Origin of the sequence: Heterorhizobium halophytocola (assembly GCF_017873095.1) — a bacterium.
GTDB classification, from domain to species: Bacteria; Pseudomonadota; Alphaproteobacteria; order Rhizobiales; family Rhizobiaceae; genus Allorhizobium; species Allorhizobium halophytocola.
On the sequence record NZ_JAGGJU010000006.1, the window covers coordinates 76,125 to 102,408 of the forward strand.

General features: G+C 64.0%; 21 protein-coding genes. 11 read left to right on the forward strand and 10 right to left on the reverse strand.

Translation table 11 applies throughout. From position 1 onward, the window contains the following. The first annotated feature begins 10 nt into the window (after window positions 1-10). Genes J2Z17_RS12015 through J2Z17_RS12025 form a run of 3 tightly spaced genes read left to right on the forward strand, consistent with a single transcriptional unit; the run spans window position 11 to window position 2,857 of the window. Window positions 11-823 (forward strand): ABC transporter ATP-binding protein, encoded by an 813-nt coding sequence (locus J2Z17_RS12015; RefSeq protein ID WP_209945276.1) that lies wholly within the window; start codon window positions 11-13, stop codon window positions 821-823. Window positions 824-832: 9 nt separating this feature from the next. Continuing rightward, on the forward strand, window positions 833-2,203 hold the full coding sequence (locus J2Z17_RS12020) for an MlaD family protein (protein ID WP_209945278.1): 1,371 nt from the start codon (window positions 833-835) through the stop codon (window positions 2,201-2,203). Between the two features lie 6 nt (window positions 2,204-2,209). Then, a complete protein-coding gene (locus tag J2Z17_RS12025; protein ID WP_377300071.1) occupies window positions 2,210-2,857 on the forward strand; it encodes an ABC-type transport auxiliary lipoprotein family protein in 648 nt (215 codons plus the stop codon). A gap of 156 nt (window positions 2,858-3,013) precedes the next feature. Here the strand turns inward: J2Z17_RS12025 and J2Z17_RS12030 are convergent, their stop codons facing one another. After that, window positions 3,014-3,565 carry a cytochrome b gene (locus tag J2Z17_RS12030; protein WP_209945280.1) on the reverse strand — a complete coding sequence of 184 codons (552 nt, stop codon included), beginning with the start codon at window positions 3,563-3,565 and terminating at the stop codon, window positions 3,014-3,016. Window positions 3,566-3,787: 222 nt separating this feature from the next. Further along, the gene (locus tag J2Z17_RS12035) at window positions 3,788-9,616 is read right to left on the reverse strand and encodes an apolipoprotein A-IV repeat region-like domain-containing protein (protein ID WP_209945282.1); all 5,829 of its coding nucleotides are present in this window, start codon (window positions 9,614-9,616) and stop codon (window positions 3,788-3,790) included. Between the two features lie 474 nt (window positions 9,617-10,090). Between J2Z17_RS12035 and J2Z17_RS12040 the strand changes: the two genes are divergently transcribed. Beyond that, window positions 10,091-10,456, forward strand: coding sequence for an Hpt domain-containing protein (locus J2Z17_RS12040; protein ID WP_209945284.1), 366 nt, complete (start codon window positions 10,091-10,093; stop codon window positions 10,454-10,456). A gap of 162 nt (window positions 10,457-10,618) precedes the next feature. Further along, complete coding sequence (locus J2Z17_RS12045) at window positions 10,619-10,939, forward strand: 2Fe-2S iron-sulfur cluster-binding protein (protein WP_209945285.1); 321 nt, start codon at window positions 10,619-10,621, stop codon at window positions 10,937-10,939. A gap of 304 nt (window positions 10,940-11,243) precedes the next feature. On the opposite strand, the gene J2Z17_RS12050 is transcribed toward J2Z17_RS12045, so the two are convergent. Beyond that, the gene (locus tag J2Z17_RS12050; protein WP_209945286.1) at window positions 11,244-11,870 is read right to left on the reverse strand and encodes a DUF922 domain-containing Zn-dependent protease; all 627 of its coding nucleotides are present in this window, start codon (window positions 11,868-11,870) and stop codon (window positions 11,244-11,246) included. A gap of 103 nt (window positions 11,871-11,973) precedes the next feature. On the opposite strand from J2Z17_RS12050, the gene folP reads away from it, so the two are divergent. From folP to folK, 3 genes are read left to right on the forward strand one after another with little or no spacing between them, the layout of a single operon-like run. Next, the gene (folP, locus tag J2Z17_RS12055; RefSeq protein ID WP_209945287.1) at window positions 11,974-12,837 is read left to right on the forward strand and encodes a dihydropteroate synthase; all 864 of its coding nucleotides are present in this window, start codon (window positions 11,974-11,976) and stop codon (window positions 12,835-12,837) included. After that, window positions 12,834-13,202: a dihydroneopterin aldolase gene (folB, locus tag J2Z17_RS12060; protein WP_209945288.1), complete on the forward strand. Its 369-nt coding sequence runs from the start codon at window positions 12,834-12,836 to the stop codon at window positions 13,200-13,202. The genes folP and folB overlap by 4 nt, the downstream gene beginning before the upstream one ends. Beyond that, window positions 13,186-13,728 (forward strand): 2-amino-4-hydroxy-6-hydroxymethyldihydropteridine diphosphokinase, encoded by a 543-nt coding sequence (folK, locus tag J2Z17_RS12065; RefSeq protein ID WP_280923363.1) that lies wholly within the window; start codon window positions 13,186-13,188, stop codon window positions 13,726-13,728. The genes folB and folK overlap by 17 nt, the downstream gene beginning before the upstream one ends. An 84-nt stretch (window positions 13,729-13,812) precedes the next feature. On the opposite strand, the gene J2Z17_RS12070 is transcribed toward folK, so the two are convergent. The 4 genes from J2Z17_RS12070 to J2Z17_RS12085 form a co-directional block, all read right to left on the reverse strand. Beyond that, complete coding sequence (locus J2Z17_RS12070; protein WP_209945289.1) at window positions 13,813-14,352, reverse strand: hypothetical protein; 540 nt, start codon at window positions 14,350-14,352, stop codon at window positions 13,813-13,815. Between the two features lie 162 nt (window positions 14,353-14,514). Next, window positions 14,515-15,579 (reverse strand): YcjF family protein, encoded by a 1,065-nt coding sequence (locus J2Z17_RS12075; protein ID WP_209945290.1) that lies wholly within the window; start codon window positions 15,577-15,579, stop codon window positions 14,515-14,517. Further along, window positions 15,576-17,051, reverse strand: a complete 1,476-nt coding sequence (locus tag J2Z17_RS12080) for a YcjX family GTP-binding protein (protein WP_209945291.1) — start codon at window positions 17,049-17,051, stop codon at window positions 15,576-15,578. The genes J2Z17_RS12075 and J2Z17_RS12080 overlap by 4 nt, the downstream gene beginning before the upstream one ends. 82 nt (window positions 17,052-17,133) lie before the next feature. Beyond that, a complete protein-coding gene (locus J2Z17_RS12085; protein WP_209945292.1) occupies window positions 17,134-17,643 on the reverse strand; it encodes a SixA phosphatase family protein in 510 nt (169 codons plus the stop codon). Between the two features lie 275 nt (window positions 17,644-17,918). Here J2Z17_RS12085 and dksA point away from each other — a divergent pair, with 275 nt between their 5' ends. Further along, the gene (dksA, locus tag J2Z17_RS12090) at window positions 17,919-18,338 is read left to right on the forward strand and encodes an RNA polymerase-binding protein DksA (RefSeq protein WP_209945293.1); all 420 of its coding nucleotides are present in this window, start codon (window positions 17,919-17,921) and stop codon (window positions 18,336-18,338) included. A 561-nt stretch (window positions 18,339-18,899) separates the two neighbouring features. On the opposite strand, the gene J2Z17_RS12095 is transcribed toward dksA, so the two are convergent. Continuing rightward, entirely contained in the window at window positions 18,900-20,078 is a 1,179-nt protein-coding gene (locus tag J2Z17_RS12095) for a flagellar biosynthetic protein FliO (protein WP_209945294.1), read from the reverse strand. Window positions 20,079-20,341: 263 nt separating this feature from the next. On the opposite strand from J2Z17_RS12095, the gene cckA reads away from it, so the two are divergent. Then, window positions 20,342-22,936, forward strand: a complete 2,595-nt coding sequence (gene cckA, locus J2Z17_RS12100; protein ID WP_209945296.1) for a cell cycle histidine kinase CckA — start codon at window positions 20,342-20,344, stop codon at window positions 22,934-22,936. A gap of 101 nt (window positions 22,937-23,037) precedes the next feature. Here the strand turns inward: cckA and J2Z17_RS12105 are convergent, their stop codons facing one another. Further along, complete coding sequence (locus tag J2Z17_RS12105) at window positions 23,038-23,967, reverse strand: pseudouridine-5'-phosphate glycosidase (RefSeq protein ID WP_209945298.1); 930 nt, start codon at window positions 23,965-23,967, stop codon at window positions 23,038-23,040. Window positions 23,968-23,997: 30 nt separating this feature from the next. Further along, entirely contained in the window at window positions 23,998-24,942 is a 945-nt protein-coding gene (locus J2Z17_RS12110; RefSeq protein ID WP_209945300.1) for a carbohydrate kinase family protein, read from the reverse strand. A 245-nt stretch (window positions 24,943-25,187) separates the two neighbouring features. On the opposite strand from J2Z17_RS12110, the gene recA reads away from it, so the two are divergent. Further along, window positions 25,188-26,276: a recombinase RecA gene (recA, locus tag J2Z17_RS12115; RefSeq protein ID WP_209945302.1), complete on the forward strand. Its 1,089-nt coding sequence runs from the start codon at window positions 25,188-25,190 to the stop codon at window positions 26,274-26,276. The last annotated feature ends 8 nt before the right edge of the window (window positions 26,277-26,284 follow it).

The window sequence follows — 26,284 nt, forward strand, 5'->3', positions numbered from 1 at the left end:
GGGGGGTGGAATGATCGCTGCGTCAGACAACAAGAGCGAGAGGCAGACGGTGCTGTCGGTGCGCGGAGTGACTGTCGGCTTCGGCTCGAAGGTCGTTCTCGACAAGCTGGACCTCGACGTCTATCGCGGCGAGATCCTCGGCTTCGTCGGGGCGTCGGGTGTCGGCAAGTCCGTGCTGATGCGCACGGTGCTGCGCCTCCTGCCGCGCCGTGCCGGCACGATCGAAATTCTCGGTGCCGATTACGACAAGGCGACGGTGGAAGAGCGGGCCGCGCTGGATACGCGTCTCGGCGTGCTGTTCCAGCAGGGCGCGCTGTTTTCCTCGCTGACGGTCAAGGAAAACATTCAGCTGCCGATGCGCGAATATCTCGATCTGCCGCAGTCGCTGATGGATGATCTGGCCTATCTGAAGATCAAGCTGGTCGGTCTGCAGCCGGATGCGGCGGACAAATATCCGTCGGAACTCTCCGGCGGCATGATCAAGCGGGCGGCGCTCGCCCGCGCACTGGCGCTCGACCCGGATCTGGTCTTTCTCGACGAGCCGACATCCGGCCTCGATCCGATCGGGGCTGCCGAATTCGACGAACTCATCGCAAGGTTGCGCGACACGTTGGGTCTGACCGTTTACATGGTCACCCATGACCTCGACAGCCTGTTTTCCGTCTGCGACCGGATTGCCGTTCTCGGACAGAAGCGGGTCTTGGTCGAAGGTACGTTAGACGATATGCTCGCCTTCGACGATGCCTGGGTACAAAGCTATTTTCGTGGCAAGCGGGCGCGGACAATTGTCCGTCCGGGCGACGACGAACAAACCGCGAAGTGACGTTATCATATGGAAACTAGAGCCAATTACGCCATCGTCGGATTTTTCTCAGTGCTTGTGCTGGCAGCTGCCTTCGGCTTCATCTACTGGATGTCCGAATTCGGGCGCGGCGGTCCGATGGCCCAGCTGATCATCCGTATTCCGGGCTCCGCCAACGGCCTCTCGGTCGGCTCGCCGGTGCGGTTCAACGGCATTCCGGTGGGTGCGGTGCGCAGCCTGTTCATCGACAAGTCGGACCCGAATTTCTCGATCGCCATGACCGAGGTGCGCGAGGATGCGCCGGTGACGGCGTCGACCAAGGCCATCCTGGAAATCCAGGGGCTGACCGGTGCCGCCTATGTCGAGCTTTCCGGTGGCGCGCCGGGTGACAAGCAGATCTTGAAGGAAGCGATCGACAAGGGTGAACCGGCCGTTCTCGACGCGGACCAGTCGAGCGTCACCAATCTCCTGGCGACTGCCGACAAGATCCTGAAAAAGGCCGACGATGCGATCGGCAATCTGCAGGACTTCATTCAGGATGCCCGCGAGCCGCTGACCCAGACGGTGAAGAATGCCCAGACCTTCTCCCAGGCGCTGGCCAACAATGCCGACGGCATCGACAAGTTCCTGCAGAGCGTCAGCGCGCTCTCCGATACCATTACCAAGGTGTCGGGGCGCCTTGATACGACGCTTGCCGCAGTCGAGGACCTTGTGCGCGCGGTCGATGCCAAGAAGGTCGACGACATCCTGACCAATGCCCAGACCGTCAGCCGTAACGTTGCCGACATTACCGGCAAGGTCGAGCCGCTGGTTGCCGACCTCAAACAGACGGTCGACAACTTCAAGCAGTTCGGTGCGAAGGCCAATTCGACGCTCGACCAGGTCGACAAGCTGATGGCAGCCGTCGACACGCAGAAGGTGGGGCAGGTGGTCGATGACGTTTCTGCCGCCACCGCCAAGGCGCGCGGCGCGATCGACAGCTTCGCCGAAGTCGGCAACAGCGTCAGCGCCCGCAAGCAGGACATCGATGGCGCGATCACCGATTTCACCCAGCTCGCCAACAAGCTCAACAATTCGTCGAACCGCGTCGACAGCATCCTGAAGAAGGTCGACGACCTGCTCGGCTCCGACGATACCAAGTCGCTGTCGGTCGAGGCACGCAAGACGCTGAGCTCGATCCGCGAAGTGGCCGACAATCTCAACAAGCAGATCGGACCGATCGCCGCGAACTTTGCCAAGTTCTCCAATACCGGGCTGCGCAATGTCGAGCAGCTGGTGAACGATACGCGTTCGGCGGTTCGCAATCTCAACAACACGATCAGCAATTTCGATGCGGATCCGCAGCGCCTGCTCTTCGGTGGCGAGACGGTCAAGCAATATGACGGCCGGACACGGCGCTAAGGGGGCATGATGCGTTCGAGTGTGACGACGAGTAGAACGAGGCAGCGCCATGGCGGCGCGCACCGTGGATGGGCCCGCGCCGCGATGGCGCTGCCGATGGCAGCCCTGCTTTTGAGCGGCTGCGGCACTTCCGCCAAGAACGATACCTTCGATCTGAGTGCGGCCTCGGTACCGGCAGCCAGGCAGTCGTCGGCGCGGGGCCGGCAATTGCTGATCCCGCCGCCGTCGGCCCTGAAGGCGCTCGACAGCGACCATGTGCTGGTGCGTCTCTCCGACTCGGAAATCCAGTATCTCGGCAAGTCGCAGTGGAGTGACAACCTGCCGCTGATGGTGCAATCCAAGCTCGTCCAGGCCTTCGAGGACACTGGCAAGCTCGGCGGTGTGGGCATTCCGGGGCAGGGGCTGGCAATCGACTACCAGCTGCTGACGGATATCCGGTCCTTCGAGGTCGATACGCAGGGTGGCAATCGCGCCGTGATCGAGATTTCGGCCAAGCTGCTCAATGATCGCAATGGCACGATCGTGCGCCAGCAGGTGTTTTCCGCCACCATGCCGGCCCGCGGCGGCGATAATGCCGCCTTCGTGGCGGCGCTCGACCAGGCCTTCGGCACGGTGACGACCCAGATCGTCAACTGGACACTCAAGGTCCTTTGAGATTGCAAGATGGACTGGTGCCGGGATAACCGGCACAAGTCCATCTCCTCGGGCTTTGATCTGCGTGTATCGCGATCGCCCCGCGTGGCCCTGAGGCATCGAATTCCGCTATTCGGATCGGCAGCCTGCTCCCAGACGCGGCAGGCTGCGCGGCGCTCAGCCGACCATGCGTGCCGCCGTCTCGTCTTTCCAGACGAAATGATGCACCATCACCATCGCCAGATGGCCGCCGATCAGGGCAAGCAAGGCCCAGGCGGCCAGCGCGTGGCTGGCGCTGCCGAGTTCCGTCATCCAGCCGATCTTCTCTCCGCCGCCCTTCATCAGCGGAATGCCGAACGGCGAGAAGGCACGGGCGGACCCGAACTGGCGCAAAAGTGCGACGGCCGGCACATAGGCCATCAGGGCATAGAGTGCGAGGTGGCCCAGGCTGGCAAGTCGGCCGAGCCGGCCCGCATGCGCCGGTCTGCGGCCAGCATTCGACAAGCCCCACAACCCACGCAGCAGCACAAGCACGAACAGCAGAAATCCGACATCGTGATGGGTGCTCCACGCCATGGCGCTGACCGCCCGTTGACGGTCGATGACGTGAAGCAATGCGGTCAGGAACTGCCAGGTCAGCAGAAGCGCCATCAGCCAGTGAAAACCCCGGGAGACCAGACCGTATCCGCTACCGTGGTCCAGCATATAAGGGGTTGCCGAATACGACATTCATGCTCCTTGGAATCGGCGCCTCCCGGCATCACATTTCCAGTCCCCGGGTCCCGGCGCAACTTACCGTGCGGTAACGTCCGATGACGTTCCCGTGAAGAAGGACGCATGCTGACCGCTTAGGTCGGACACAGGGCATGTTCGGACAAGAGGGTCGACAAAACGAAACCGCCGGCATTGCGCCGGCGGTTTTGTTTTGGTCCGATATTTGCGGGAGACGGCTTAGTTGAAGCGTCCGGCCGCATGGGCAAGCATGGTGTAGACCTTGCCGGTGTCGGAGGTGAGATAGGACTGGGTGACCGACTTGTCGGTGTCGGTGCGGGCCACGTCCGCCAGCAGCTTTTCGAAGTCCGTGATGTAGCGATCGACGGCCGCGCGGAATTCCGGCTCCTGGTCGAACTTGCGCTTGATCTCGTCGAAGGTCTGCTGGCCCTTCAGCGTGTAGAGGCGACGGGTGAAGACGTCGCGCTCACCGCGCTGATAACGGCGCCACAGATCGACCGAGGTGTCGTGATCGATGGCGCGGGCGATATCGACCGACAGCGAGTTCAGCGATTCGACGACATGGCGCGGATTGCGGCTGTCACCGGCGCGCGCCGGCTCGGCGCTGCGGCCGCCTGTCTGGCCGGCCGGCTGTTCGTCACGCGAAGCGCCGCGCAGCAGATCCGAGATCCAGCCGCCACCTTCGTTGCCGCGGGGCTGGGCCGGCGCGGGTGCACGGGTGGCCGGCGCCGGTGCGGCGTCCATCGGCAGGCTGCCGCGCAGGCCGAGATTGGCCGCAGGTGCTGCCGGAGCAGGGGCGGCCGGGGCCGGCGCACGCGCTGGCTGTTGCGGGGCAGGCGCGGGGGCCGCCACCTGACGCGGTGCCGGCTGTTCCGCTGCGATCGCCTTGCGCGGTGTCGAGACTTCCAGCGGATGCGATGTGCGGCCGACGAGCTGCGAGATGTCCTGCAGCGCGCGGATCTGCTCCGACACGGCGCGGCGCATGGCTGCCGCGCTTTCCTTGGCCTCTTCCGGCAGATCGAAGGCGCCGCGCTTCAGCTCGTTGCGGGTCAGGTCCAGTTCCTGGCGGATATCCTGTGCCGAGCGGCGGATTTCTTCGGTGGCACCGGAGAAGCGGCCGACGGCATCTTCGACGGCACCCTTCAGGGCTTCGCGCAGATGGGCGGCGGCCGAGTCCGACTTGCGGCCGGCTTCGCCAAAGGCGCGATCGACTTCCGTCAGCGAACCGGACAGACCGGTGCGCAGGCGGCTTGCCAGCTCGTCGGAGCGCTTTTCGGCGTCGTTAAGCGTGGCCTCGATCGAGCGGGTGGCATCCTGGCCGGCGGCGAGCAGCGCGTCACGCATGCTGGCGGCCGTCGTGTTCGCCTGCGCCTCGGTCTCGGTGAGAATGCCGCCGATATCGGCAAAGGCGGAGGTGACGGACTGACGCAGATTGCCGGCGACATTGCCCGAGCGCTCTTCGACGCGGTCGAAGGCGGTCTCGACCATGTTGCCGAGCGACTGCATGGTGTTTTCGATTTCCTCGGAGCGCTTGACCAGACCGACCGAAAGATCGCGCAGCGCCTGCTGACGTTCTTCCAGCGTGCCGGCCAGGTTGGACTGGGCCGCCGAAAGCAGTTCGGACGCCTGGCCCAGCACCTTGGAGTGTTCGCCGAAGCGTCCAACGATGTGGGTGACCTGCGACAGGGCGCCGTCGGTGGCGGTGCTCAGACGCTGCAGCTGGTCGTCGAGCAGACGGCTGGATGTCGAAAGCACATCGGCTGCCTGGCCGGTCGTCTGGGCGAAGCGCTCGGTTGCCTGGCCGATCTGCTGATCGACATTGGCCAGATCGACGGAAGCCTGCTGTACCGTCTGGCTGATGGCCGCATTGCTCTGGGCAAGGCGATCGATCAGGCCGCCGGCGGCAGCCGTCAGCGAATTTTCCGTCTCGGTGATCCGGCGGGCCGCATCGTCGGCACGGTCGCTGATGGCGCTGATGATGGCACCGTTTTCGCCGCGCAGGCGCTCGGTGCCCTGCTGGACGGCGGCCGCGACGTCGTCGGCAACCTTGCGGCTGGTCTGGGTGAAGTCGGCGATCGCCGGCAGCGCCTTTTCGTCGAGGATACGGTTGAGCTCGGCCGAGCGACCCGAAAGGATCGAGTTGAGTTCGCGGGTGCGGTCGTCGAGGACGGTGCGGATGGCATTGCCGCGTGCTTCCAGCGCCTTTTCGACCGCTTCCAGCGAACCCGCCATCTCACCGGCATTGCTGGACAGCGATGCGTTGATCGACTGGGTGCGGATTTCCAGCGCATCGCCTGCCTGGCGAAGCGTGGAATTGAGGCTTTCGCTGGCCTCGCTGAGGGTGGTGTTCAGCGTGCTGCCGGCTTCGTTGAGGGTATTGTTGAGCGCGTCGAGCTGACGATGCAGCGTACCTTCCGTTTCGGCAACGCGGCTGGCGATCGCGTCGCCGACCTGGCTGAAGCTGACGGCGATATCGGCCGCCTGGCCCGCAAGCCGGGTCTGGGTGTCGGTCAGGCGGGCGGCAAACTGATCACCGGCCTGGGTAAAGCCATCGGCGATCTCGGTCGCCTGGGCGGCAAGGCGCGTCTGGGTATCCGACAGCCGGGTTTCCAGCTGCTCACCGGTGTTGCCGAGCTTTTCGGCGAACTGGTCGCCGGTCTGGCCGAGAATTTCGGCGAACTGGTCGCCGGTTTCCCGCAGGCGGGTGGCAAACTGCTCGCTGGTTTCGCCAAGGCGTGCCGCGATCTGTTCGCCGGCCTGGTTGAAATTGCCGGTGACTTCCGAAGCCTGGCTTGCCAGTCGCGACTGGGTTTCCGACAAGCGGCTTTCCAACCGTTCGCTGGTCTCTCCCAGACGGGCAGCGAACTGATCGCCGGTTTCGCCGAGACGGGCTGCGAACTGGTCGCCGGTCTCCTGCAGACGGGCGGTCGAACGGCTGGCTTCGTCATCCATCTGCCGGGCGGCATCCGAGACGGCGCTGCGCAGCGCGCCTGCCAGACCGGTAGCCTTGCCTTCGATCGTGCGGCTGACGTTTTCGAGGCCGACATTGAGCGCGCGGTCCATCGTCGACAGGCGCTCATCGATCTGCGCGGTGCGGCTGTCGAAGGTTTCGGCGACCCGCGATGCCCCGTCGTTGAGGACGGTGGCGATGCGGTCCGAGGCAGCACTGCCGGCGCGCTCGATGCCAGCAACCTTTTCAGACAGCTGTTCGGCAAATTTCTCGCCGGCTTCGGCAACGCGGCTGTCGACGCCGTCGAGACCGTGGCGGATGCGGTCGTCGAGCGTGCCGAGGCTGGTCTCGATCCGCTGCGAGGTATTGTCCAGGCGATTGGTCATGCCGGAAATCGAGGTTTCGACGCGGTTGGAGAAGTCTTCCGCCGAACGGGTGACTTCGGCAGCCGCCGTGCCGATGTCGCCGGCAAGCGCGCCGACGGTGTTGCGCAGGCGCTCGTCGAGCTGCTTGCTGCTGTCGTCGATGCTGCGCCGGATATCGTCTGCATGCGACTCGAAGGAAAGTTCCAGCATGCCGGTGCTCGCGGCAACCGAGGCGCCGAGGGCAGCACCCTGTTCGATGAGGGTGTTTTCGAGGCCTGCCTGGGCTTCGCCAAGTACCGTGTTGATGGCGTCGCGACCGGCGTCGAGCGAGGTGCGGATGCGCTCGTAATTGTCGGACAGGGCACCGTCGATCTGGGCCGCGCCATCGTTGACGACCGTTTCGACGCGGTCGGTTGCGGCCGTGATGGTGCCGGCAATCTCGGCTGTGCGGCTGGACAGGGTGTCTTCGAGACGCTGCTGGTTGTCGGTGAACGTGCTCTGCAGCGTCTCCGTGCGCAGCGCGAAGGCGGTCTCGATTTGCAGTTCGGCGTCGGATACGCTCTCGATGATGGCGGCCGACTTGCGGTCCAGCACTTCGGAAATCCGGCTTTCGGTGCCGCTCAGCGACTGGTTCAGGGTCTCGGTGCGTTCTTCCAGGGCCTGGTCGAGACGGGAATGACCGGTCGCAAGGGTCTCGGTGATTTCACGGGTACGGGTGCTGAGCGTCTCGCTCAGGCGCTCTTCGGTGCCGGAGATGGCGCCGATCAGGCTGCCGGCATGGCTGTCGAGGCTGCGGGCGACGCTGTCGGCACCGCTGGCGAGCAGGCCGTTGATTTCGGCGGTCTTCGATTCGATCGTCGCGGCGAGACGCTGGTGGCTGCCCTCGAAGCGTTCGACCACTTCGCTGCTGCGGGCCGAAAGATCCTGCTCGAAACGATCCTGGCTGGCGTTCAGGGTGTCGGCAAACGCGGTGCTGCGGCTTTCGAGCGTCTGGCCCAGACGTTCCTGCGCCGTGGCGAAGCCCTCGTCGAAGGCGCGGGTCTTCTCCGCCATCGTGTCGGCGATTTCCTGGGCCCGGTTGGCGAGCGCGCTTTCGATTATGTCCTGACCGGTGCCAAGCGCGGCCGCCAGAGCGAAGGACTGGTCGCTGACCGAGCCGGAGATCCGCTCGATGCTGGTGGTCAGCAGACCGTCGACCGATTCCGCCGTGCTGCTCAGGCTCTCGTTGATGCGGTGCAGGCTTTCGCTGAGCTTGCTGTCGAGCGAGCCGGCGCGTTCGTCGAAGGCGCTGGCGAATTCGGATACGCGGCCGTCGAAGGCCGTGTTGATCTGCCCGACGGTGGCCTGCAGGCGGTCTTCGAAGAGGCCGGTGCGCAGATCCATGTCGACGGTGATGTCCTCGACGCTCGACTGCAGCGCCTGGCGGAAATTCGCCCCCTTTTCGTCGAGGCTCGAATTCAGGCGGCCAAGCACGTCCTCCAGCGAGTTGGTGATGCTCTTTTCGCCGGTCGACAGGCTTTCGGCGATAGCGCGGGTGCGCTCCGCCAGGGTCTCGTTCAACTGCTTGGAGCGTTCGATCAGCGCCGAATTCAGGCGGTCCGTATTGGCTTCCAGCGTCGAGGCGCGGGTCTCGAAGTCGCCGAGCAGCTTGTCGCTCTTTTCCGAAAGGCTGGTCGTCAGTTCTTCCAGGCGGTTGTCGAATTCGCTGGTGAGCGCGAAGCCCGATGCGCCGAGGGCTTCGACCAGGCTGTCGGTCTTGGCGGTCAGAAGGTTGCCGAGCGCGGTGGCCGCGGCATTCGAGCGCTCGGTGAGCGTGGCGGCACGGGTGTCGATCATCGAGGCGAAGGCTTCGCCCGATGTCGCCAGACGGACAGAGATCTCTTCGGAGACCAGTGAAAGGTCTTCCTTCAGCTGGTCATGGGCACCGGTGATGGAGGAGCGGATGCGCTCGGCGTGATTGACGATCGCGTCGCGCTCGGCGCCCAGTTCGTGGACCAGGCCGCGGACACGCATTTCGTTGTCGGTATAGGAGCGCTCGAGGGCGGACACTTCCGAATGCACCAGGCTTTCCAGCTCGCTGGCCCGGGCGATCGTGCGCTCGATGCCTTCGTTCATCGCGTTGACTTCGCGGCGGACGGCCTGGCCGACGGTCATCAGGCGCTCGGTGGCAACGGTTTCCGGTTCGGCCAGGCGGAGCGCCACTTCGGCCATCGAACGGGCGACGTTGCGAAGGTCCTGGGCGCGGGCGACCATGACGGCAAAGGCGAAGAACAGCAGGATCGGCAGCAAAGTGCCGATCGGAATGGCGATCAGACCGGGCTGCTGCATGATGTCGGACAGCGAGCGGGAGTGCCAGAGCGAGGACCCGTAGAGGATCTGCGTCAGGCCGACGGCGCCCACAACCCACAGGACCGAGACGATCACCGCGTTGCGCAGGGCGGAGCTCATCGAGCCGCTTTCAAGCGATTTCAGGATGGCGGCGGGGCTGCGGCGCGAGCCGTCATTGGCAGGCTCGAATACCGGGGCGCGAGGCGTCGGCTCGGCAGCCGGGGAGGGCTTGCGCTCTGCGGTTCTCTGCCTGGCAGGCGATTCCGCTGCGGCGGCGCCCGATGGCTTGGCCGGATAATCGGCGGGCGCTGGAGCATCGGCATCGTCGAAATCGATCCTCAGAGCGTCTTCAAGCGCCTGGTAGGCACTTTCATCAATCGACTCGCTCGTCTTCTTGGTCGCCATTGGTTACGCCTCGTTACAACTCTTAAGGCCGGCGAAACCTGGCGTCCGCGCGTCATGCGCAGAGACTATTCCGCCGTCCTGACCCGTCGATGCCGACCTCACCCGCATGGGCACCTGCCTCGACGTGCATCTCAAGACCATTCCTGATGAATTTCAGCCGCCTGACGGCTTTCCTTCATACCATCCTTCGGTCTTGCCGGGCAAAAAAATACTCGCAATTGCCCATTGATCCGTATCGTAGTGACACATTCACCCCCGGATGACAATTATGCCAGTCCTGCGGGGCGAGTTTCCCTTGCAATTGTTAACAGAATTTGGCCGAAATCGCGGGCTGAAAGCCAAAAAGCCTCAGGCCTTTACTTAAAATTAACCTTAGTTTCAATCTCCTTGCGCAGGCTGGTGCTCTTAATCGAATTCCAAGCCGCAGCATGGATCATGGAAGCCCTGAACGCCAATGAACCAGGGATGCATATCATGGCACGTGCCAACGCCGCTTTCGCCACTCCGTCCGCCAAGGCCATTCCCACCGACTGCGCTTCGCCGGTCGATCTTGCCTGGCTTGCCACGGAATATCACGGCAACTCCGAGGCCGAACTGGACGCGCTGAAGGGGTTCAGCCGCCAGGCCCGCAGCTGCCTGCAGGTGCTGGGCTCAGGCGATCTGCAGGAGATCCGGCGGGCAAGTGACCTGCTCGGTGCGATGGCCGGCAATCTCGGCGCGCGCCGCATCTGTGCGGCGAGCGAAAGGCTGAGCGGCGAGGGCGTGACGGCCGAGAGCATCGCACTCCTCGGTGCATCGATCGTCGAGACCGAGAATTTCATCCTGAAGCTCTGCCGTTAAGCGCAGCCGCTCTCCAAGACGGCGGGAGGGGCAAGGCCGATCTGCCCCGGCGGTGCCGCGGTGTTCACGCGCCTGTGCGTCCGCAATGATTGACTAGGCAGACGAATTCGGGGAAAAGTGCCGGCCCGCGCCTTTCCTCAGCAGATCTGGACATATTCACGCATGACAAAACTGACGATCATCGCCTTCGACGGCACGCCTTTCGAACTGGATGCCGCACCGGGATCGACGGTGATGGAAAACGCCGTGCGCAACTCCGTGCCGGGCATCGAAGCCGAGTGCGGCGGGGCCTGCGCCTGCGCCACCTGTCATGTCTATGTCGATGAAGCCTGGACGGCGGCGGTCGGCGAGCCGACACCGATGGAAGAGGACATGCTCGACTTCGCGTCGGATGTCCGGCCGAATTCCAGGCTCTCCTGTCAGATCAAGGTCACCGAAGCCCTCGATGGCCTGGTGGTCAATGTTCCGGAGCGTCAGGGCTGATCATCCGCGCCGTCGGCTGCACGCCATGGCGGACGCAAAAAAAAGTGCCTCGCTGTGCCCTTGGGCGGTCAGCGAGGCAAAGTGGGCGCGTCGCCTTTGGGAGAGGGAGGAGCACCCGCGGCTGATGGACACGCCAGGAGAACCTGGTAGAATTTCTGCGACTTGCATGTTGATCTCATTATTACTTTAGTATCTTCGCAAGTTCTAGGGCGAGTTTTAGCCTGTTATTCACAGGTATATGCGTCAGGCCCGGGCAAGTTTCCCTGCCAAATGCCGCGGAATCCACTCAAAATCGATGGTGCTATTACTTGCCGGTGTTGCTGCGCTGCAGGCGGGTCTGCAGGATGCGAATCATCCGGCGTTCGAAATTGATCGCCTCGACCCGGTCAAATCGCATCTGGTCCTTGTCATGCGCGGCAATCGCCTCGTCGGAAATCTGCGCCACCTTGTCCTGCAGGACGCTACAGTTTGCCATCGGCGGCAGGGCGCGCAGGGCATTGTCGAGCCAATGGGCGTGCTGCTTGGCGATTTCGGCATGCCGGGCTTCGTGGCGCTCGATGTCGCTGGACAGGGCATCCCAGATCATTGCCAGGTCTTTCGTCGCGTGACGACGGTATTTCCAGCGCGGCAGGATCATGTGCGCCTTCACGATGACCTTGATCGTGCCGATGCTGCATCGACCGTTCTTCTGGACGTAGTTGAGTTCACCGTCGAACTTGATCTTCGTGGCGCCGGGATGCCGCGAGTTCGTGCTGTTGGTGAAGGGGCCGGCCGTCTGCAGTTCCCGGTCGAGATCCTCGGCGGTATGGCCGCCGATGGAGAAGTAGGAAACCGTCTTGCGGACAATGGCTTGGGCTGGGGCCTGATGCGTGCATGTCAGCAGAAACAGACTGGCCAGGGCGGCTGGCGCAAGCCCGTAGGGTAATTTCATGAGACGGAGCCCGTTCAGTTGTATTCGCCGCGACCTTGGGGCATAGGCATGGCGAGCGCAATATCGCTCGGCGAAATTTAATGTACGGAGATGGCCGGTGGCGATGGCGGAGACACGAAGCTGGCAGCTGGCCCATGGACGCAGTCTCGCGCTCGGCCATATGCCGCTGATCATGGCGGTGGTCAACGTGACGCCGGATTCGTTTTCCGATGGGGGCGATCATGCCGAGACGGACGCGGCCTTTTCCCACGCGCTGACGCTTCTTCAGGAGGGTGCCCATATCCTCGATATCGGCGGCGAATCGACCCGGCCCGGTGCCACGGCCGTCTCGGCCGACGAGGAGCAGGCCCGGATCCTGCCGCTGATCGCGCGCCTGGTGCGCGAAACCGAGGCGGTCATTTCGGTCGACAGCTACCGGCCGGAAACCGCAAGGCTTGCCATTAATGCCGGCGCCCATATCGTCAACGATGTCTGGGGGCTGCAATACGACCCCGCCATGGCCGTCATGACGGCCGAGACGGGGGCCGGGATCTGTATCATGCATACGGGCCGCGGACGGGTAAAGTCGGCCGATGTGGTGGTCGACCAGCATGAATTTCTCGATCGCTCGCTGGAGATTGCGGCCAGCGCCGGGATCAATCCGGCCGCTATCGTCCTCGATCCGGGATTCGGCTTCAACAAGGAGACGGCGGCAGAGAACTTCGCCCTGATGGCGCGCTTCGAGGCGTTGCACGCCTTTGGTCATCCGCTGCTCGTCGGCACCTCGCGCAAGCGGTTTCTCGGGGAGGTGACGGGGCGCGACGCCAAGGGTCGCGATATCGCGACCGCTACCACCTCGGCCCTGCTCTGGCTGAAGGGCGCCAGCGTTTTCAGGGTTCACAATGTCGCGGCCAGCCGGGATGCGCTGGCAGTCGCCGATGCTATGCTGCGGGCGGCCCGCGCCGAACAGGAAGGAAGCGACCGTTGACCAGCCAGTATACGATCACCCTGAAGAACTGCGCTTTCTTCGCCCGCCACGGCGTGTTTCCGCAGGAGGAGTTCCTGGGGCAGCGCTTCTATGTCGATGCGGAATTCGACCTTCCGGCCGGTGAGGCCGTGCGCCGCGACCTCATCGACAATACCGTCGACTATGGCAGCGTGTTCAAGGTGATCGAGGAGATCGTCGTCCATACCCGCCGCGAACTGATCGAGGCACTGGCGCAGGATATCGCCGACGCCCTGCTCACCCGCTTTCCGCCGATCCAGCGGGTGCGTATCAACGTGCGCAAGCCCTCGGCACCCGTGCCCGGCATTCTGGACTATGTGCAGGTGAGCCTTGAAACCGCCCGCTGAGGAGACGCCCGACGCCGGAAGCTGGGTTCGGGCGACGCTCGGGCTCGGGGGCAATGTCGGCGACCCCAGGACGGCCATGGCCAGGGCGCTGCGCCATGTCGAAGCGCATGCGGACTGCCGTGTGCTGGAGGTTTCGCGGCTCTATCGCACCCCGCCATGGGGCAAGACCGACCAGCCCGATTTTCTCAATGCCTGCGTGCTGATCGAGACGCGCATGCCGCCGCAGGCGCTGCTGGAATTCTGCCTGTCGATCGAGCGTGCCCTGAAGCGGGTAAGGGGCGATCGCTGGGGGCCGCGCACGCTCGATATCGATATCCTCACCTATGACGACCGCGACGTGTCGAGCGATACGCTTGCCATTCCGCATCCGCGGATCACCGAGCGCGCCTTCGTGCTGGTGCCTCTGGCCGATATCGCGCCGAAGCTGATGATCGCGGGCAAGCCCGTCGATCAATGGGTGGCGACGATAGAACATGGCGCCATTGCCGCCGAAACTCTGGCCGGCGACTGGTGGATGGCCGAATAGGTTGCCGAACGCCGGAAAGCCCGCGATCGACGGGCTTGGGCATGCGGTCAGAATGTCGAATAACGTTTTTTTGGAAGAGGCCCGTCAGTCGGCGCTTGCGGCACCGCGGCGATTGAGCTTCAGGCCGATCACCGGCACGAGCTGGTCTTCGACACGGACGGAGATGGTGATGTTCATCGCCGTCTGGTTCTGCAGATGGGCGACCATGGCCCCGTTCAGCTTGGCGCGGTTGATGCCCATGATCACACGGTCGCCGCTGACCGTGCCGGACACGATGTCGAGACCCTTGCCGGCGGCGCCATCGAGAAACTTGCCCTGATAACCATCGCCGACCTGGGAAATCACCGCCTTCATCGGCTGCGAGAAGACGCCGACCCGGCAGGTTCCGTCGAGTGTGAGGCCGGTCTGGCCGCCGTCACCGGAAATGCCGGTCAGATTGCAGGTGAAGCGCGTGCCCTTGTATTTGCCGGCGACGATCTCGCCGGGCCCGGTCCAGGTGCCGGCAACGGTGTCGAAAAAGCGCTTGTCGCGTGTCCCGCCTTGCGCAGCCGCCGGCAGCGCGGCGGTGAGTGCAAGCGTGGCTGCCAACAACAGGCTGGCAAGGGAAGGGGAGCGGAATGCCATCGAATTACCTTGGTACGAGCGACCGAAAACCTGTCGGTGATATTATCTTCGAATGGTTAACGGTTCCCTTCCCTTAACCATATTCGCGCCATTCGGCAATCCACCGCAGGTCGCAGCTTCGGGTGATAGCAAGGTGATTGTGCGGTAATCCTGAGGCGGTGGTCAGGCGGTGGGGGGCTGGGTCCCCGGCGTCAGATCGCCGATGAAATCGCTGACACCCGGTCGCCGGACGGCCCTGAAAGGCAGGGGGCGACAGAGATCCATGGCCGCGATGCCGATTCTGGCGGTCATCATGCCGTTGACCACGCCTTCGCCGAGACGCGCCGATAGCCGCGAGGCAAGGCCATGGCCGAGCACCTGCTGGGCAAGGCCGTCGCCGACCGCAATCGAGCCCGTCACCGCCAGATGCGCCAGCACGTCGCGCACCAGCCGCAGCATGCCGAGCCGGCCGGGCCGCGTGCCGTATAGCTCGGCGATCGCCCGGATCAGCCGCGTCACCTCGATCAGCACATAGGCGAGATCGACGAAGGCGCGCGGACTGACGGCGGTCACCACGGAGACGCGCTTGGAGGAGGCGACGATCAGCGCCCGCGCCCGCCGGTCGAGCGGGCTCAGCAGCTCGCGCTCCGCCAGTTCGAGCAGTTGCGGCGGATCGATGATGTCGTCCTTGGCGGCGCGCAGCGTCTCGCGGCCCTTGGCGGTTTCCGGCCGGCCGTGGAGCCGTGTGGTCAGCTGCTGGACGACGCTTTGCGCCTCCTTGGCATTGCCAAGCGCGATCGCCTCGATGGCTTCGGCCTTCATGATCTGGGTGGCATCGAGCCGCATCAGCCCGGTGATCTCGCGGATGACCACCATCAGGACGGCGAACAGGCCGACGGCGACAATGCCGATGGCGGTATAGCCGAGCCAGTCGGCACGGCTGAACAGATCGCGGATCAGCTGGTCGATCCACAGACCGAAGGCGAGCGACAGCAGCAGGCTGAGCGCACCGATGGCCAGCTTGAGGAAGGAGAAGCGGCGCTTGCGCGGCGGGGCCGGCAGCACTTCGGCAGCGGCGGCTTCTGCGAGGAACACGTCCTCCTCGTCCGGCGTGACGACGACATTGTCGCGGAAACTGCGCGGCTGGCGGGGCTGTGCCTGAGGCGGCGGCGTGGCCGGAGCCTCGTCCGGAATGTCGAAACGCATCGGGCGGCGCGGCCCGCCTGTCTTGTCCGGGGTGCGTGTCATGCGAGGCGGTCTCCCAGCAGGAATTGCAGTGCGCGGTCGAGGCGGATATGCGGCACGGACAGTGTCAGTCCTTCCGCGGTCTCCTCGAGTTCCGGCGGCCGGAAGCGCACGACATTCAAATGCGGCAGGCGGCTGCCGGGCACGGTGCCGTCGAGCGCCTCGAACAGCGGATCGAGCTTGCGTGGAAGGTCGCCGGGGAAGACTGCGGTGCGCCGCTTGCCGTCGAAGCGTTCGCCGTCGATCATCTCGCCTTCCATCGGCGTGCCGACGATCACCGGCAGGTCTTCGCCATTCTCCTTGACGGTCGCTTCCCGCGTTGCCCTGACGGAGGCAAGCGCCATGACCTCGATGCCGGCGCCGCTCATGCCGATGCCGCGAATGGCGCGTTCGACCAGACGGCGGGTCAGCGCCTGCAGCCGGTCATGGCTCTCGTGGTGCAGATGGTCGGCCTTGGTGGCGGCGACCAGCACCCGGTCGATCCGACGGCGCAGCAGCGCCGTCAGGAAGGAATTGGTGCCGGGGCGGAAGCAGCCGAGCACATCGGCCAGCGCGCGCTCCAGGTCCTGCACCGCCTCCGGTCCGCGATTGATCGCCTGCAGGGCATCGACAAGCACGATCTGGCGGTCGAGGCGGGCGAAATGTTCGCGGAAGAAGGGCTTCACCACGACATTCTTGTAGGCCTCGTAGCGGCGTTCCATCATCGCCCGCAGCGAGTTCTTCTTCGCCGCTCCGGCCGGCATGTCGGGCAGCGGTGCAAAGGTGAGGGCCGGGGAGCCGTCGAGATCCCCCGGCATCAGAAACCGTCCGGGCGGCAGCGTGGAGAGCGACCGCTCGTCGGACTTGCAGGCGCGCAGATAGGCGGTGAACACCGTCGACAGTTTTCGCGCGATCATTTCGTCGGCGGGGGCATCTATATCGATACCGGCGGTCAATTCCAGCCAGTCCCGCGACAGTTCCGCGCGGATGCCGGAGCGCGCCATCTCTGCCGTGCGTTCGCTGAAGGTGCGGAAGTCCTGAGCCAGCAGCGGCAGATCGAGCAGCCACTCGCCGGGATAATCGACGATGTCGATCGACAGCTTGCCGGCGGAGAAGAAGCGGCTCCAACCGCTGGCGCTGTCATAGTCGATGGTCAGGCGCAGTTCGGATATGGCGCGGGTGGAATCGGGCCATTCGCGGTCGCGCACCAGCGCCCGGATGTGATCCTCGTATTGAAAGCGGGGAACGGCGTCGTCCGGCTGCTCCTCCAGCCTCACCTTCTTGATCCGTCCCGATTGCAGCGGTTCGAACAGCGGCAGCCGTCCACCATGCAGGAGATTGTGGACCAGCGAGGCGATGAATACCGTCTTGCCGGCGCGTGACAGCCCAGTGACGCCGAGCCGGATCGACGGATTGACGAGATTGGCGGCGCGATCGGTGATGTTGTCGAAGGCAATGACGGCCTCATCGGCAAAGGTGGTGATTTGAGACGCCAAGACCTGCTCCGCATTGCTGTTTTCGAAGAGAGATATAGGAGGTGCATCGGCCGGTTCAAAGATCGACGGCGCGATCGCGGGGTTATCTGCCGGGGCTGAGGAAGCCGGCAAGCCTCCAGGCGGGACCTGCCTGCGGTACCTGCTGCTCCAGTGCGGCAAGACCCGCCGTCGGGTAACCGAAGGGAATATGGTCGTCGAAGGCTTGGCTGCCGGCCAGTTCGATCAGCATGTCCTCCAGCGTCGGATTGTGGCCGACGATCATCAAGGCGCCGTCGGTTGTCGGCCCGTCCAGGATCGCGTGATAGATATCGCTTTCGCAATTATAGAGCGTGTCGGTCAATTCGAGATGCGGCTTGCACTCCAGCGCTTCCGCCAGGATCTCGGTCGTGTGCCGGCATCTCACGGCGGAGGACGACCATATGGCCGCCGGATGATAGCCGCAGGCGCTGGCGCGGGCCGCGATGTCGCGGGCCTCGGCAATACCCTGATCGGTCAGGGGACGGTCGAAATCGCACATTCCGGGCTTCGTCCAGGCGGCGCTCGCGTGTCTGACGAGATAGATCCGGCGTTGCGGGGCCCTGTTCGCGGTCATGCACAAGTCCTGTCGCATTCCTCTTTGGCGGAACTATCGGCAGATTGGCGCCAGCGTCAACTGTGGAAAATCCCTGCAACCCGGCAGCGGTCGTAGGGGTGTTTGCTCGCGCGCCGAAGTTTTATGCAGGCGAGCTCATTTTATGCTGAATTCCTGAGCATTTATGAGGGTTTTATGTCAGTTCAATAAAATTCCAAAAGCCGTTTGAAAGGCTTGAACCTGAAAGTTCCAGGGGATATACAGCCGCCGTTGAGATGTTCTTCAGGAGAATCGCGTTGAGTGAGAAGATCAATCTTGAGGAGTATGTGCTCTCGGAAGACGAAGAGTTCATGAGTGTCAATCAGCGGGCTTATTTCCGCGCCAAGCTGATCGCTTGGAGAAACGACATTCTGCGTGAGGCGCGCGAAACGCTGGAACACCTGGCCGCGGAAAGCGCAAATCATCCGGACCTCGCCGACAGAGCCTCTTCAGAGACCGACCGTGCCATCGAGCTGCGTGCCCGGGACCGTCAGCGCAAGCTGATTTCCAAGATCGACGCTGCGCTTCAGCGGATCGAGGACGGGACCTATGGCTATTGCGAGGAGACCGGCGAGCCGATCGGCCTCAAGCGGCTCGACGCCCGACCGATCGCAACCCTGTCCATCGAGGCGCAGGAGCGCCACGAACGTCGGGAAAAGGTCTACCGGGACGAGTAAGGCCGCCTTCCTCTTTGCGCCGGTGGCGCAGGGAGCGGTTCGTATGCAGTTGACGCCGGGCGAAACCCGTGTCGGGCGCCGATAGCCTGATGTCGGCCGGTTGTCTCTATCAGGCCGATTGCAGGGCCTGTGATCTGGCCTCTCCGTATGCATGATCCGACGCCGTCGGACGCAACTCTTCGACGTCTGCTTTCCCCATTATATATGCCTTGGAGAAACACCTCTGGCGAGGCCAGATTCGACGTTTGCCGGGCAACGACAGAGAAGTCCTCCTGGGCTCGTCACGATCCCCTTTGATAAGATCCGGTCGGATGATATTCTCGGATGTGCGCGTGACACGGTGTTATTCTCGCGGCCGTAGCACCATCTCCGGATGGAAGCGATATGTAGGGTTCATGCGAGGCCCCACCGCGCACGCTCCTTTTCCCCGCCGATCATAGATCGTCGCAGGATCTGCCGCTATCGACGGGCGTGGAAGGAACGGCGGCTTTGCCGACCGGCGCTTGCCCTGCACACGGCTCGTGCGGTGCGACGGTGCCCGGTCGGAAAGACCGCGGGTTTTCAGTCGCGACGATTGCCGCCCATTTCGCCGAAGATCTTGGCGATCTCCTGCTGCAGATTGGTGTCTTCCTTGACCTCCGGCCGGATCTCTTTCGGATGGCTCTGGCCGGGCGGGGCGGCGGGTCGCTGGGGCGCCAGCGCTTCCGGGCGAAGGGTGGTGGTCCTTGCCGGAGCCGGCGCATGCTGCGGCATCGGAGGAATGTTGGCCGCAACCGGCGGCATCACGGTCGGCGCCGGCCGGGTCACGCTCTGCAAACGGCCTTCCTTCAACCCGTCCAGATGAGTGATCATGTGGTCCTCCAGAAATTTGCTGAAATCCGGGTCGGCCTGAAGGGACTGGGGCGGCTCTTTATCCTGCGGCGCCTGGGCTCGTAGCGCCGGGGCCGGCTCTGGCTGGGCCTGCGGCACGGGGGCTTGAGGCGACTGTACCTGAGGAGTCTGTATTTCGGGTGTCTGTATCTGCTGTGCCGGGGCCTGAAGCACAGGCTCCGTGCGCGTCACGGGCGGCGGGGTCTTCGGCGCGGGCGCTTCGACCGGGGCCAGTCTCTCCGGCAGGGACAGGGTCGGTTCGGTCTTTTCCACAGAAGCGGCCGGGGCCTGGGATGACGGGGGTGGCGCGGAGACGGTCGGCGCGGACGGCTGCGGCGCGCGGATCGCTTCCGTGGGCGGATCGATCGAAGCTGTGGCGACACTTGCGTCTTCGCCGCGCGACGGGGCGGCTGGAGTTGCTGGCCGTGATTCGCGGACGGGGACTGAGGGCACATCGACGGGCATGGTGGGCGCGGCTGTCACGGCGGCCGCTTGCCGTGCCGGCTCGGGCGTGGCGAGCCGCGGTTCGCTGTCGACGGCCCCTGCGGTTTCGGCAGCGCGATCGACCGCCAGATAGGGGCGTTCCTCGCCGATGCCGCTTTCGATGACGATATCGGTCGGGCCGCCGATCATTACCAGATGCTCGACATTGTCACGGCGCACCAGAACCAGCCGCCGACGCGCATCGATCGCGGCGGCGTCGAGAACCTGCAGGCGGGGCTGGCGGTTGCGGCCGCCGCGCACGAAGGGCGAGGGCGCACGATGCCTCAGGACCCAGAGCACGACGAACAGCCCGAGCAGCGCCAGACTGACCCCGAGCGCCGCGACCAGAAAGCGGTTGCCGTAAGCACTGACCATATCATCGAGCATTGTCGTCTCCTTTGCGACTTTCTGACAGGAAAGCAGGTCCTTGGCAACGCGTCGGAAATGTCGATGCGTGCAGCGCGAATGCATGCAATCTCCATCCTTCGGCCGCTCAAGGCCATTCCCGCGCAAGGATTGGCTGTGAATAGTCTTGCCAAAACGGTCTCCGGGCAGCTTTTGGTGCGGACACCAACTTGCTAAACAGAATAAACTGCGCGAATCCGACCCTTTGGGAGACGTCTCCATCGGGCGGCATGCATGAGGGATTGATGAACAGACCGCACAAGCCCGAGGACGATGGCGCGCCGCTGGTCGAGCGCAAGAACCGATCCGGCACGGCGATCCGTATCCTGCTGATCGCGCTCGTGCTCCTGGCCGTCGCGGCCGCCTTCGTGATCTTCAAGGACAGCCTCGACAGTCAGGTCATGATCGGCCTTCTGGGCATTTTGGCGATGGTCGGGATCTTTTTCCTGGTGTCGTCGGTGATCGGCCTGGTCGAGGTCATGCCGCAGTCGCAGTCCGACACGCTGGCACGGGCCTTTCTGGCCAGCCAGCCGGAAGGCACGATCATCACCGATGCCAAGGGCCGGATCGTCTACGCCAACAATGCCTATGGCCGGCTGACCGGTGCGCGAAAGGCGACCCAGGTGGAAACCCTGGAGGCGCTGCTGTCGAAGCACCGCGAATCCTCCGAGGCGCTCTATCGGCTGGTCAACGCGCTGCGCGAAGGTCGCAACGGCTATGAGGAATTTCGTCTGTCCAAGCCCTTGGGCGCCCAAGCGCCGAACGGCAGCGGCGCCTATTGGTACCGGCTTCGCGCCCGCGCGGTGGCGCTCGAAGGTGCCAAGCGCGAAATGCAGGTCTGGCAGATCGCCGACATCTCCGCCGAGCGTGACGACCAGGAGCGCTTCTTCAAGGAATTGCAGAACGCCATCGATTATCTCGACCACGCGCCGGCCGGCTTCTTCTCCGCCGGCCGCAAAGGCGAGATCTACTATATCAATGCGACCCTGGCGGAATGGCTGGGGGTCGATCTCACCAAGTTCCAGCCGGGCTCGCTGCACATATCCGACATCGTGGCCGGTGAGGGCATGGCGCTGGTGCAGTCTATTCAGGCCGAGCCGGGGCTGACCAAGACCGAGGCACTCGATCTCGACATGCGCCGGTCGAACGGCCAGATCCTGCCGGTGCAGCTGGTGCACCGCGTGCGCTCGGCCCGCGATGGCGCGCCGGGCGAAAGCCGCACGATCGTTCTGGCGCGCACCAAGGGCGGCGCGCAGGAGCACGAGACCTCCGCGGCTTCGATGCGGTTTACCCGTTTCTTCAACAACACCCCGATGGCCATTGCCTCGGTCGACGGCGAGGGCCGGGTGCTGCGCACCAACGCGCCGTTCCTGAAGCTGTTCTCCGACCTGCTGTCGCGCGACGAGATCGATGCAGGTGCCTTGCTGCAGACCGTGTTCAACGACGGCGCGCGCGAAGAGTTCTCGCATGCGCTGGCGGCCGCAAAGGACCGGCAGGTCGATATCGCGCCGATCGACTCGCGCCATCCGACCGTCGAGGGCCGACATTTCCGCTTCTACGTCAATGCGGTGATCGACCAGAGCGACGAGGCGCCGGAAGAGGCCGCGATCGTTTATGCGGTCGACGTGACGGACCAGAAGGCGCTCGAGGCGCAGATGGCCCAGACCCAGAAGATGAATGCGGTGGGCACGCTTGCCGGCGGCATCGCGCACGACTTCAATAACGTGCTGACGGCCATCCTGCTCTCCTCCGACCATCTGCTCCTGCAGGCGCGCCCATCGGATTCGAGCTTTGCCGACCTGATGGAGATCAAGCGCAATGCCAACCGGGCCGCGGTGTTGGTGCGCCAGCTGCTGGCCTTCTCGCGCAAGCAGACCATGCGCCCCTCGGTGCTGAACCTGACCGACGTCATCGGCGACCTGCGCATTCTGGTCGACCGGCTGATGTCCGGCACCAACGTCAAGCTCAACGTCGAATTCGAGCGGGACCTCTGGCCGGTCAAGACGGACCTTTCACAGTTCGAACAGGTCCTGGTCAATCTGTGCGTCAACGCCCGCGACGCCATGCCCGATGGCGGCCAGATCACCGTGCGCACCCGCAATATCCTGGCCTCGGCCACCAGCGCCTTCAACCATCGCGGCCTGCCGGAAGAGGACTTCGTGATGATCGAGGTTGCCGATACCGGCACCGGCATATCGCCGGAAATCATGGACAAGATCTTCGAACCGTTCTTCACCACCAAGGAAGTCGGCAAGGGCACCGGTCTCGGATTGGCCATGGTCTATGGCATCATCCGCCAGACCGGCGGCTACATCTATCCGGTGTCGGAAGTCGGCAAGGGCACGGCCTTCCAGATCTTCCTGCCCCGCCACATCATCGAGGTGGACCAGAACGCGCCGGCCGGCGATGTCGGCGGACCGGCGGCGCCGCAGCTGGAAAAGAAGCCCGACGAGGATGCCGATCTCACCGGCAAGTCGGCGGTCGTGCTGCTGGTCGAGGACGAGGAGGCCGTTCGCCGTGGCGGCAAGCGCATGCTGGAGACGCGCGGCTATACCGTGCATGAGGCAGGCTCCGGCGTCGAGGCGCTGGAGATCATGGAAGGGCTCGAGGGCAAGGTCGACATCGTGGTGTCCGACGTGGTGATGCCGGAAATGGACGGGCCGAGCCTGCTGCGCGAATTGCGCAAGACCTATCCCGACATGCGCTTCATCTTCGTTTCAGGCTATGCGGAAGATGCCTTTGCCAAGAACCTGCCGGCGGACGCGAAATTCGGTTTCCTGCCGAAGCCGTTCTCGTTGAAGCAGCTGGCAGTCGCCGTGCGGGAAATGCTGGACAGCTGAACGGCAGTCCTGACCGCCTTGACGGCAGCCGATGGGGTTCGCGCCGGCCGTCCTCGGACATTGATCGCCGGTCGTGCAGAATTGCCGACCGGCGTTTCGTGTCAGCTCGACGCGAGCGCCACGGCGATTTCGGCGGCCAGCCGGGCATTGTTTTCGACCAGCGCGATATTGGTCTTCAGGCTGCGGCCTTCCGTGACCTTGAACAGCGCGTCGAGCAGGAAGGGCGTGACATCCTTGCCGGTGATACCTTCGTCATCGGCGCTTGCCAGTGCGCGGGTTATATAGATTTCCATCTCCTCGCGCGCGATCTCGTCGTCTGCCGGGACAGGATTGGCAATCAGCATGCCGCCCTCGATCCCCAGCATCTCGCGGCTGCGCTGGAAATTGGCGATCGCGGCCGGGCTCGACAGGGTGAGCGGGCTTTTGAGGCCCGAGATCCGCGACCAGAAGGCCGGGAATGCTTCTTCGGCATAGGTGACGACCGGCACGCCGCTGGTTTCCAGCACTTCCAGCGTTTTCGGGATGTCGAGAATGGCCTTCGGGCCGGCCGAGACGACGATGACGCCGGTGCGGGCAAGTTCCTGAAGGTCGGCGGAGATGTCGAAACTTTCCTCCGCCCCGCGATGCACGCCGCCGATGCCGCCGGTGGCAAAGACACCGATTCCGGCAAGGCTGGCGGCGATCATGGTGGCCGCGACCGTGGTGGCACCCGTGCGGCGCTCGGCGATCGCAAACGCAAGGTCGGCGCGCGACAGCTTCATCACGTCGCTTGCCTGTGCCAGCGCTGCGAGTTGTTCGGGCTCGAGACCGATATGCAGCGTGCCGTCGATCACGGCGATGGTTGCCGGCACGGCACCCTGCTGGCGGATGATTTCCTCGACGCTTGCCGCCATCCGCAGATTGCCGGGATAGGGCATGCCATGGGTGATGATCGTCGATTCAAGGGCGACCAGCGGCGCGCCGCGCGCCTTGGCGGCGGCAACGTCCTTGGAATAGCTGATCGGCAGGAGAGGGGAATGAGGTCTGGTCATCAATCTTTCCGGTCTGTGGCTCGTGACGTCTCACAATAGCATTTCGGCGGGCGGGACAAGGGAAAGCTCGGATTGAAGCGTCTCGCCCGAAAGCTCGGTCGCGGTGGCGCGGTCGGTTTTCAGCGTGGCAAGGGCGGCCGCGACCGCCATCCGGGAGGCCTGCGCCAGCGGGATATCCTTAAGGCGCGCGGAAAAGAAGGCCGCGGCCGTTGCGTCGCCGGCGCCGGTGACATCGGTGACGCCGTCGATCAACGGCGGCTGGACCGCATAGGCGGTATCGCCCTCGAAGGCGATCAGCGGTCCGGCGCCATTGGTGACGATGCCGCCCTTCAGACCGCGCTCGCGCAGAAGTTCTGGCCACCGGCGCGGTTGCTCGGTGTCGGCGCCCGTCAGCGCGCGCGCTTCGGCGACATTCATGAACAGCCAGTCCAGTCGGTCGAGAGAGGGGGCAAAACGCACCACCTTGGCGGGGGAGATCGCGATGGCGCCAAGCTTGACGCCGCGGATCCGGGCGATGTCGCCGATCAGCGCCAGCGTCTCTGCCGGCAGGTTGGCGTCACACAGAAGCGCATCGACACCCTCAACCGCGGCCCGCATGCTGAGCGTCGTCAGCCGCCTGGGCGAGAACAGGCGGTAGAGATCCATGTCGGCAAGGGCGACGACCAGATCGCCGTTCTTGTCGAGAATGGCCGTATAGCTCGGCGTTGCACGGTCGAGATAGACAAAGGGTCGATCGTCGATCCCGGCTGCGCGCGCGGCCGCACCGACGTCTTCACCGGCGGCATCCCCACCCCTTGGGCTCACCAGACGGACAGGGTGGCCGAGGCGGGCGAGCGCGCAGGCCGCGTTGAAGCCGCCCCCGCCGGGCTCGCTGATGAAGCTGCCGGGATTGCTGGCGCCCATTGTCAGCGGACCGGCAATCCGGCCGCGTCGGTCGATATGGGCACCACCGAGAACGAGGATCGGGACGCTCATCGGATAAAGCGTCCGTCGGCGGAAATATCCGAATCGCACACGCCCACGGGTGTCCTTCCCGGCATGACGCGGTGTTCGAAGCTCATATTAAGGCATGTGCGAGGTACAAAAATAGAACGCTCAGCATAATGTACAGCAATATCAGCTGCTTGACTGGGGCTTGTGGAATGAGAACAAATCATGTACATACAGTCTGGCAGGTGCTTCATTGCCTATGCGGCTTCAATAACCTAAAGGTGGATCAAATGGCACAGAATTCTTTGCGGCTCGTTGAGGACAAGGTGGTGGATAAAAGTAAGGCATTGGAAGCGGCGCTCTCGCAGATCGAACGGTCGTTCGGCAAGGGCTCGATCATGAAGCTCGGTTCGAACGAGAACGTGGTCGAGATCGAAACCGTATCGACGGGTTCTCTGGGGCTCGACATCGCGCTCGGCGTTGGTGGTCTTCCAAAAGGACGTATCATCGAAATTTACGGGCCGGAAAGCTCGGGCAAGACCACACTGGCACTGCAGACGATCGCCGAGGCCCAGAAGGGTGGCGGCGTTTGCGCCTTTGTCGATGCCGAGCATGCGCTCGATCCTGTCTATGCCCGCAAGCTCGGCGTTGACCTGCAGAATCTCCTGATTTCGCAGCCCGATACCGGCGAGCAGGCGCTCGAGATCACCGACACGCTGGTGCGTTCGGGTGCGATCGATGTTCTGGTCATCGATTCGGTGGCGGCCTTGACGCCGCGCGCGGAAATCGAAGGCGAGATGGGCGACAGCCTGCCGGGCCTGCAGGCGCGTCTGATGAGCCAGGCACTGCGCAAGCTCACCGCCTCGATCTCGCGGTCGAAATGCATGGTGATCTTCATCAACCAGATCCGCATGAAGATCGGCGTGATGTTCGGCTCGCCCGAAACCACGACCGGTGGCAATGCGCTGAAATTCTATGCGTCCGTGCGCCTGGATATCCGCCGTATCGGTGCGGTGAAAGATCGCGAAGAGGTGGTCGGCAACCAGACCCGCGTCAAGGTGGTCAAGAACAAGATGGCGCCGCCCTTCAAGCAGGTGGAATTCGACATCATGTATGGCGAAGGCGTCTCGAAGACCGGCGAGCTCGTTGATCTCGGGGTCAAGGCCGGTATTGTCGAGAAGTCGGGTGCCTGGTTCTCCTATAACAGCCAGCGGCTCGGCCAGGGCCGGGAAAACGCCAAGACTTTCCTGCGCGACAATCCGGCAGTGGCAAGCGAGATCGAGCTGTCGCTGCGCCAGAACGCCGGCCTGATCGCCGATCGCTTCCTGCAGCAGGGCGGTCCGGACCCGGATGACGACGACGACACAAGCGAAGGCTGATGTCTTTC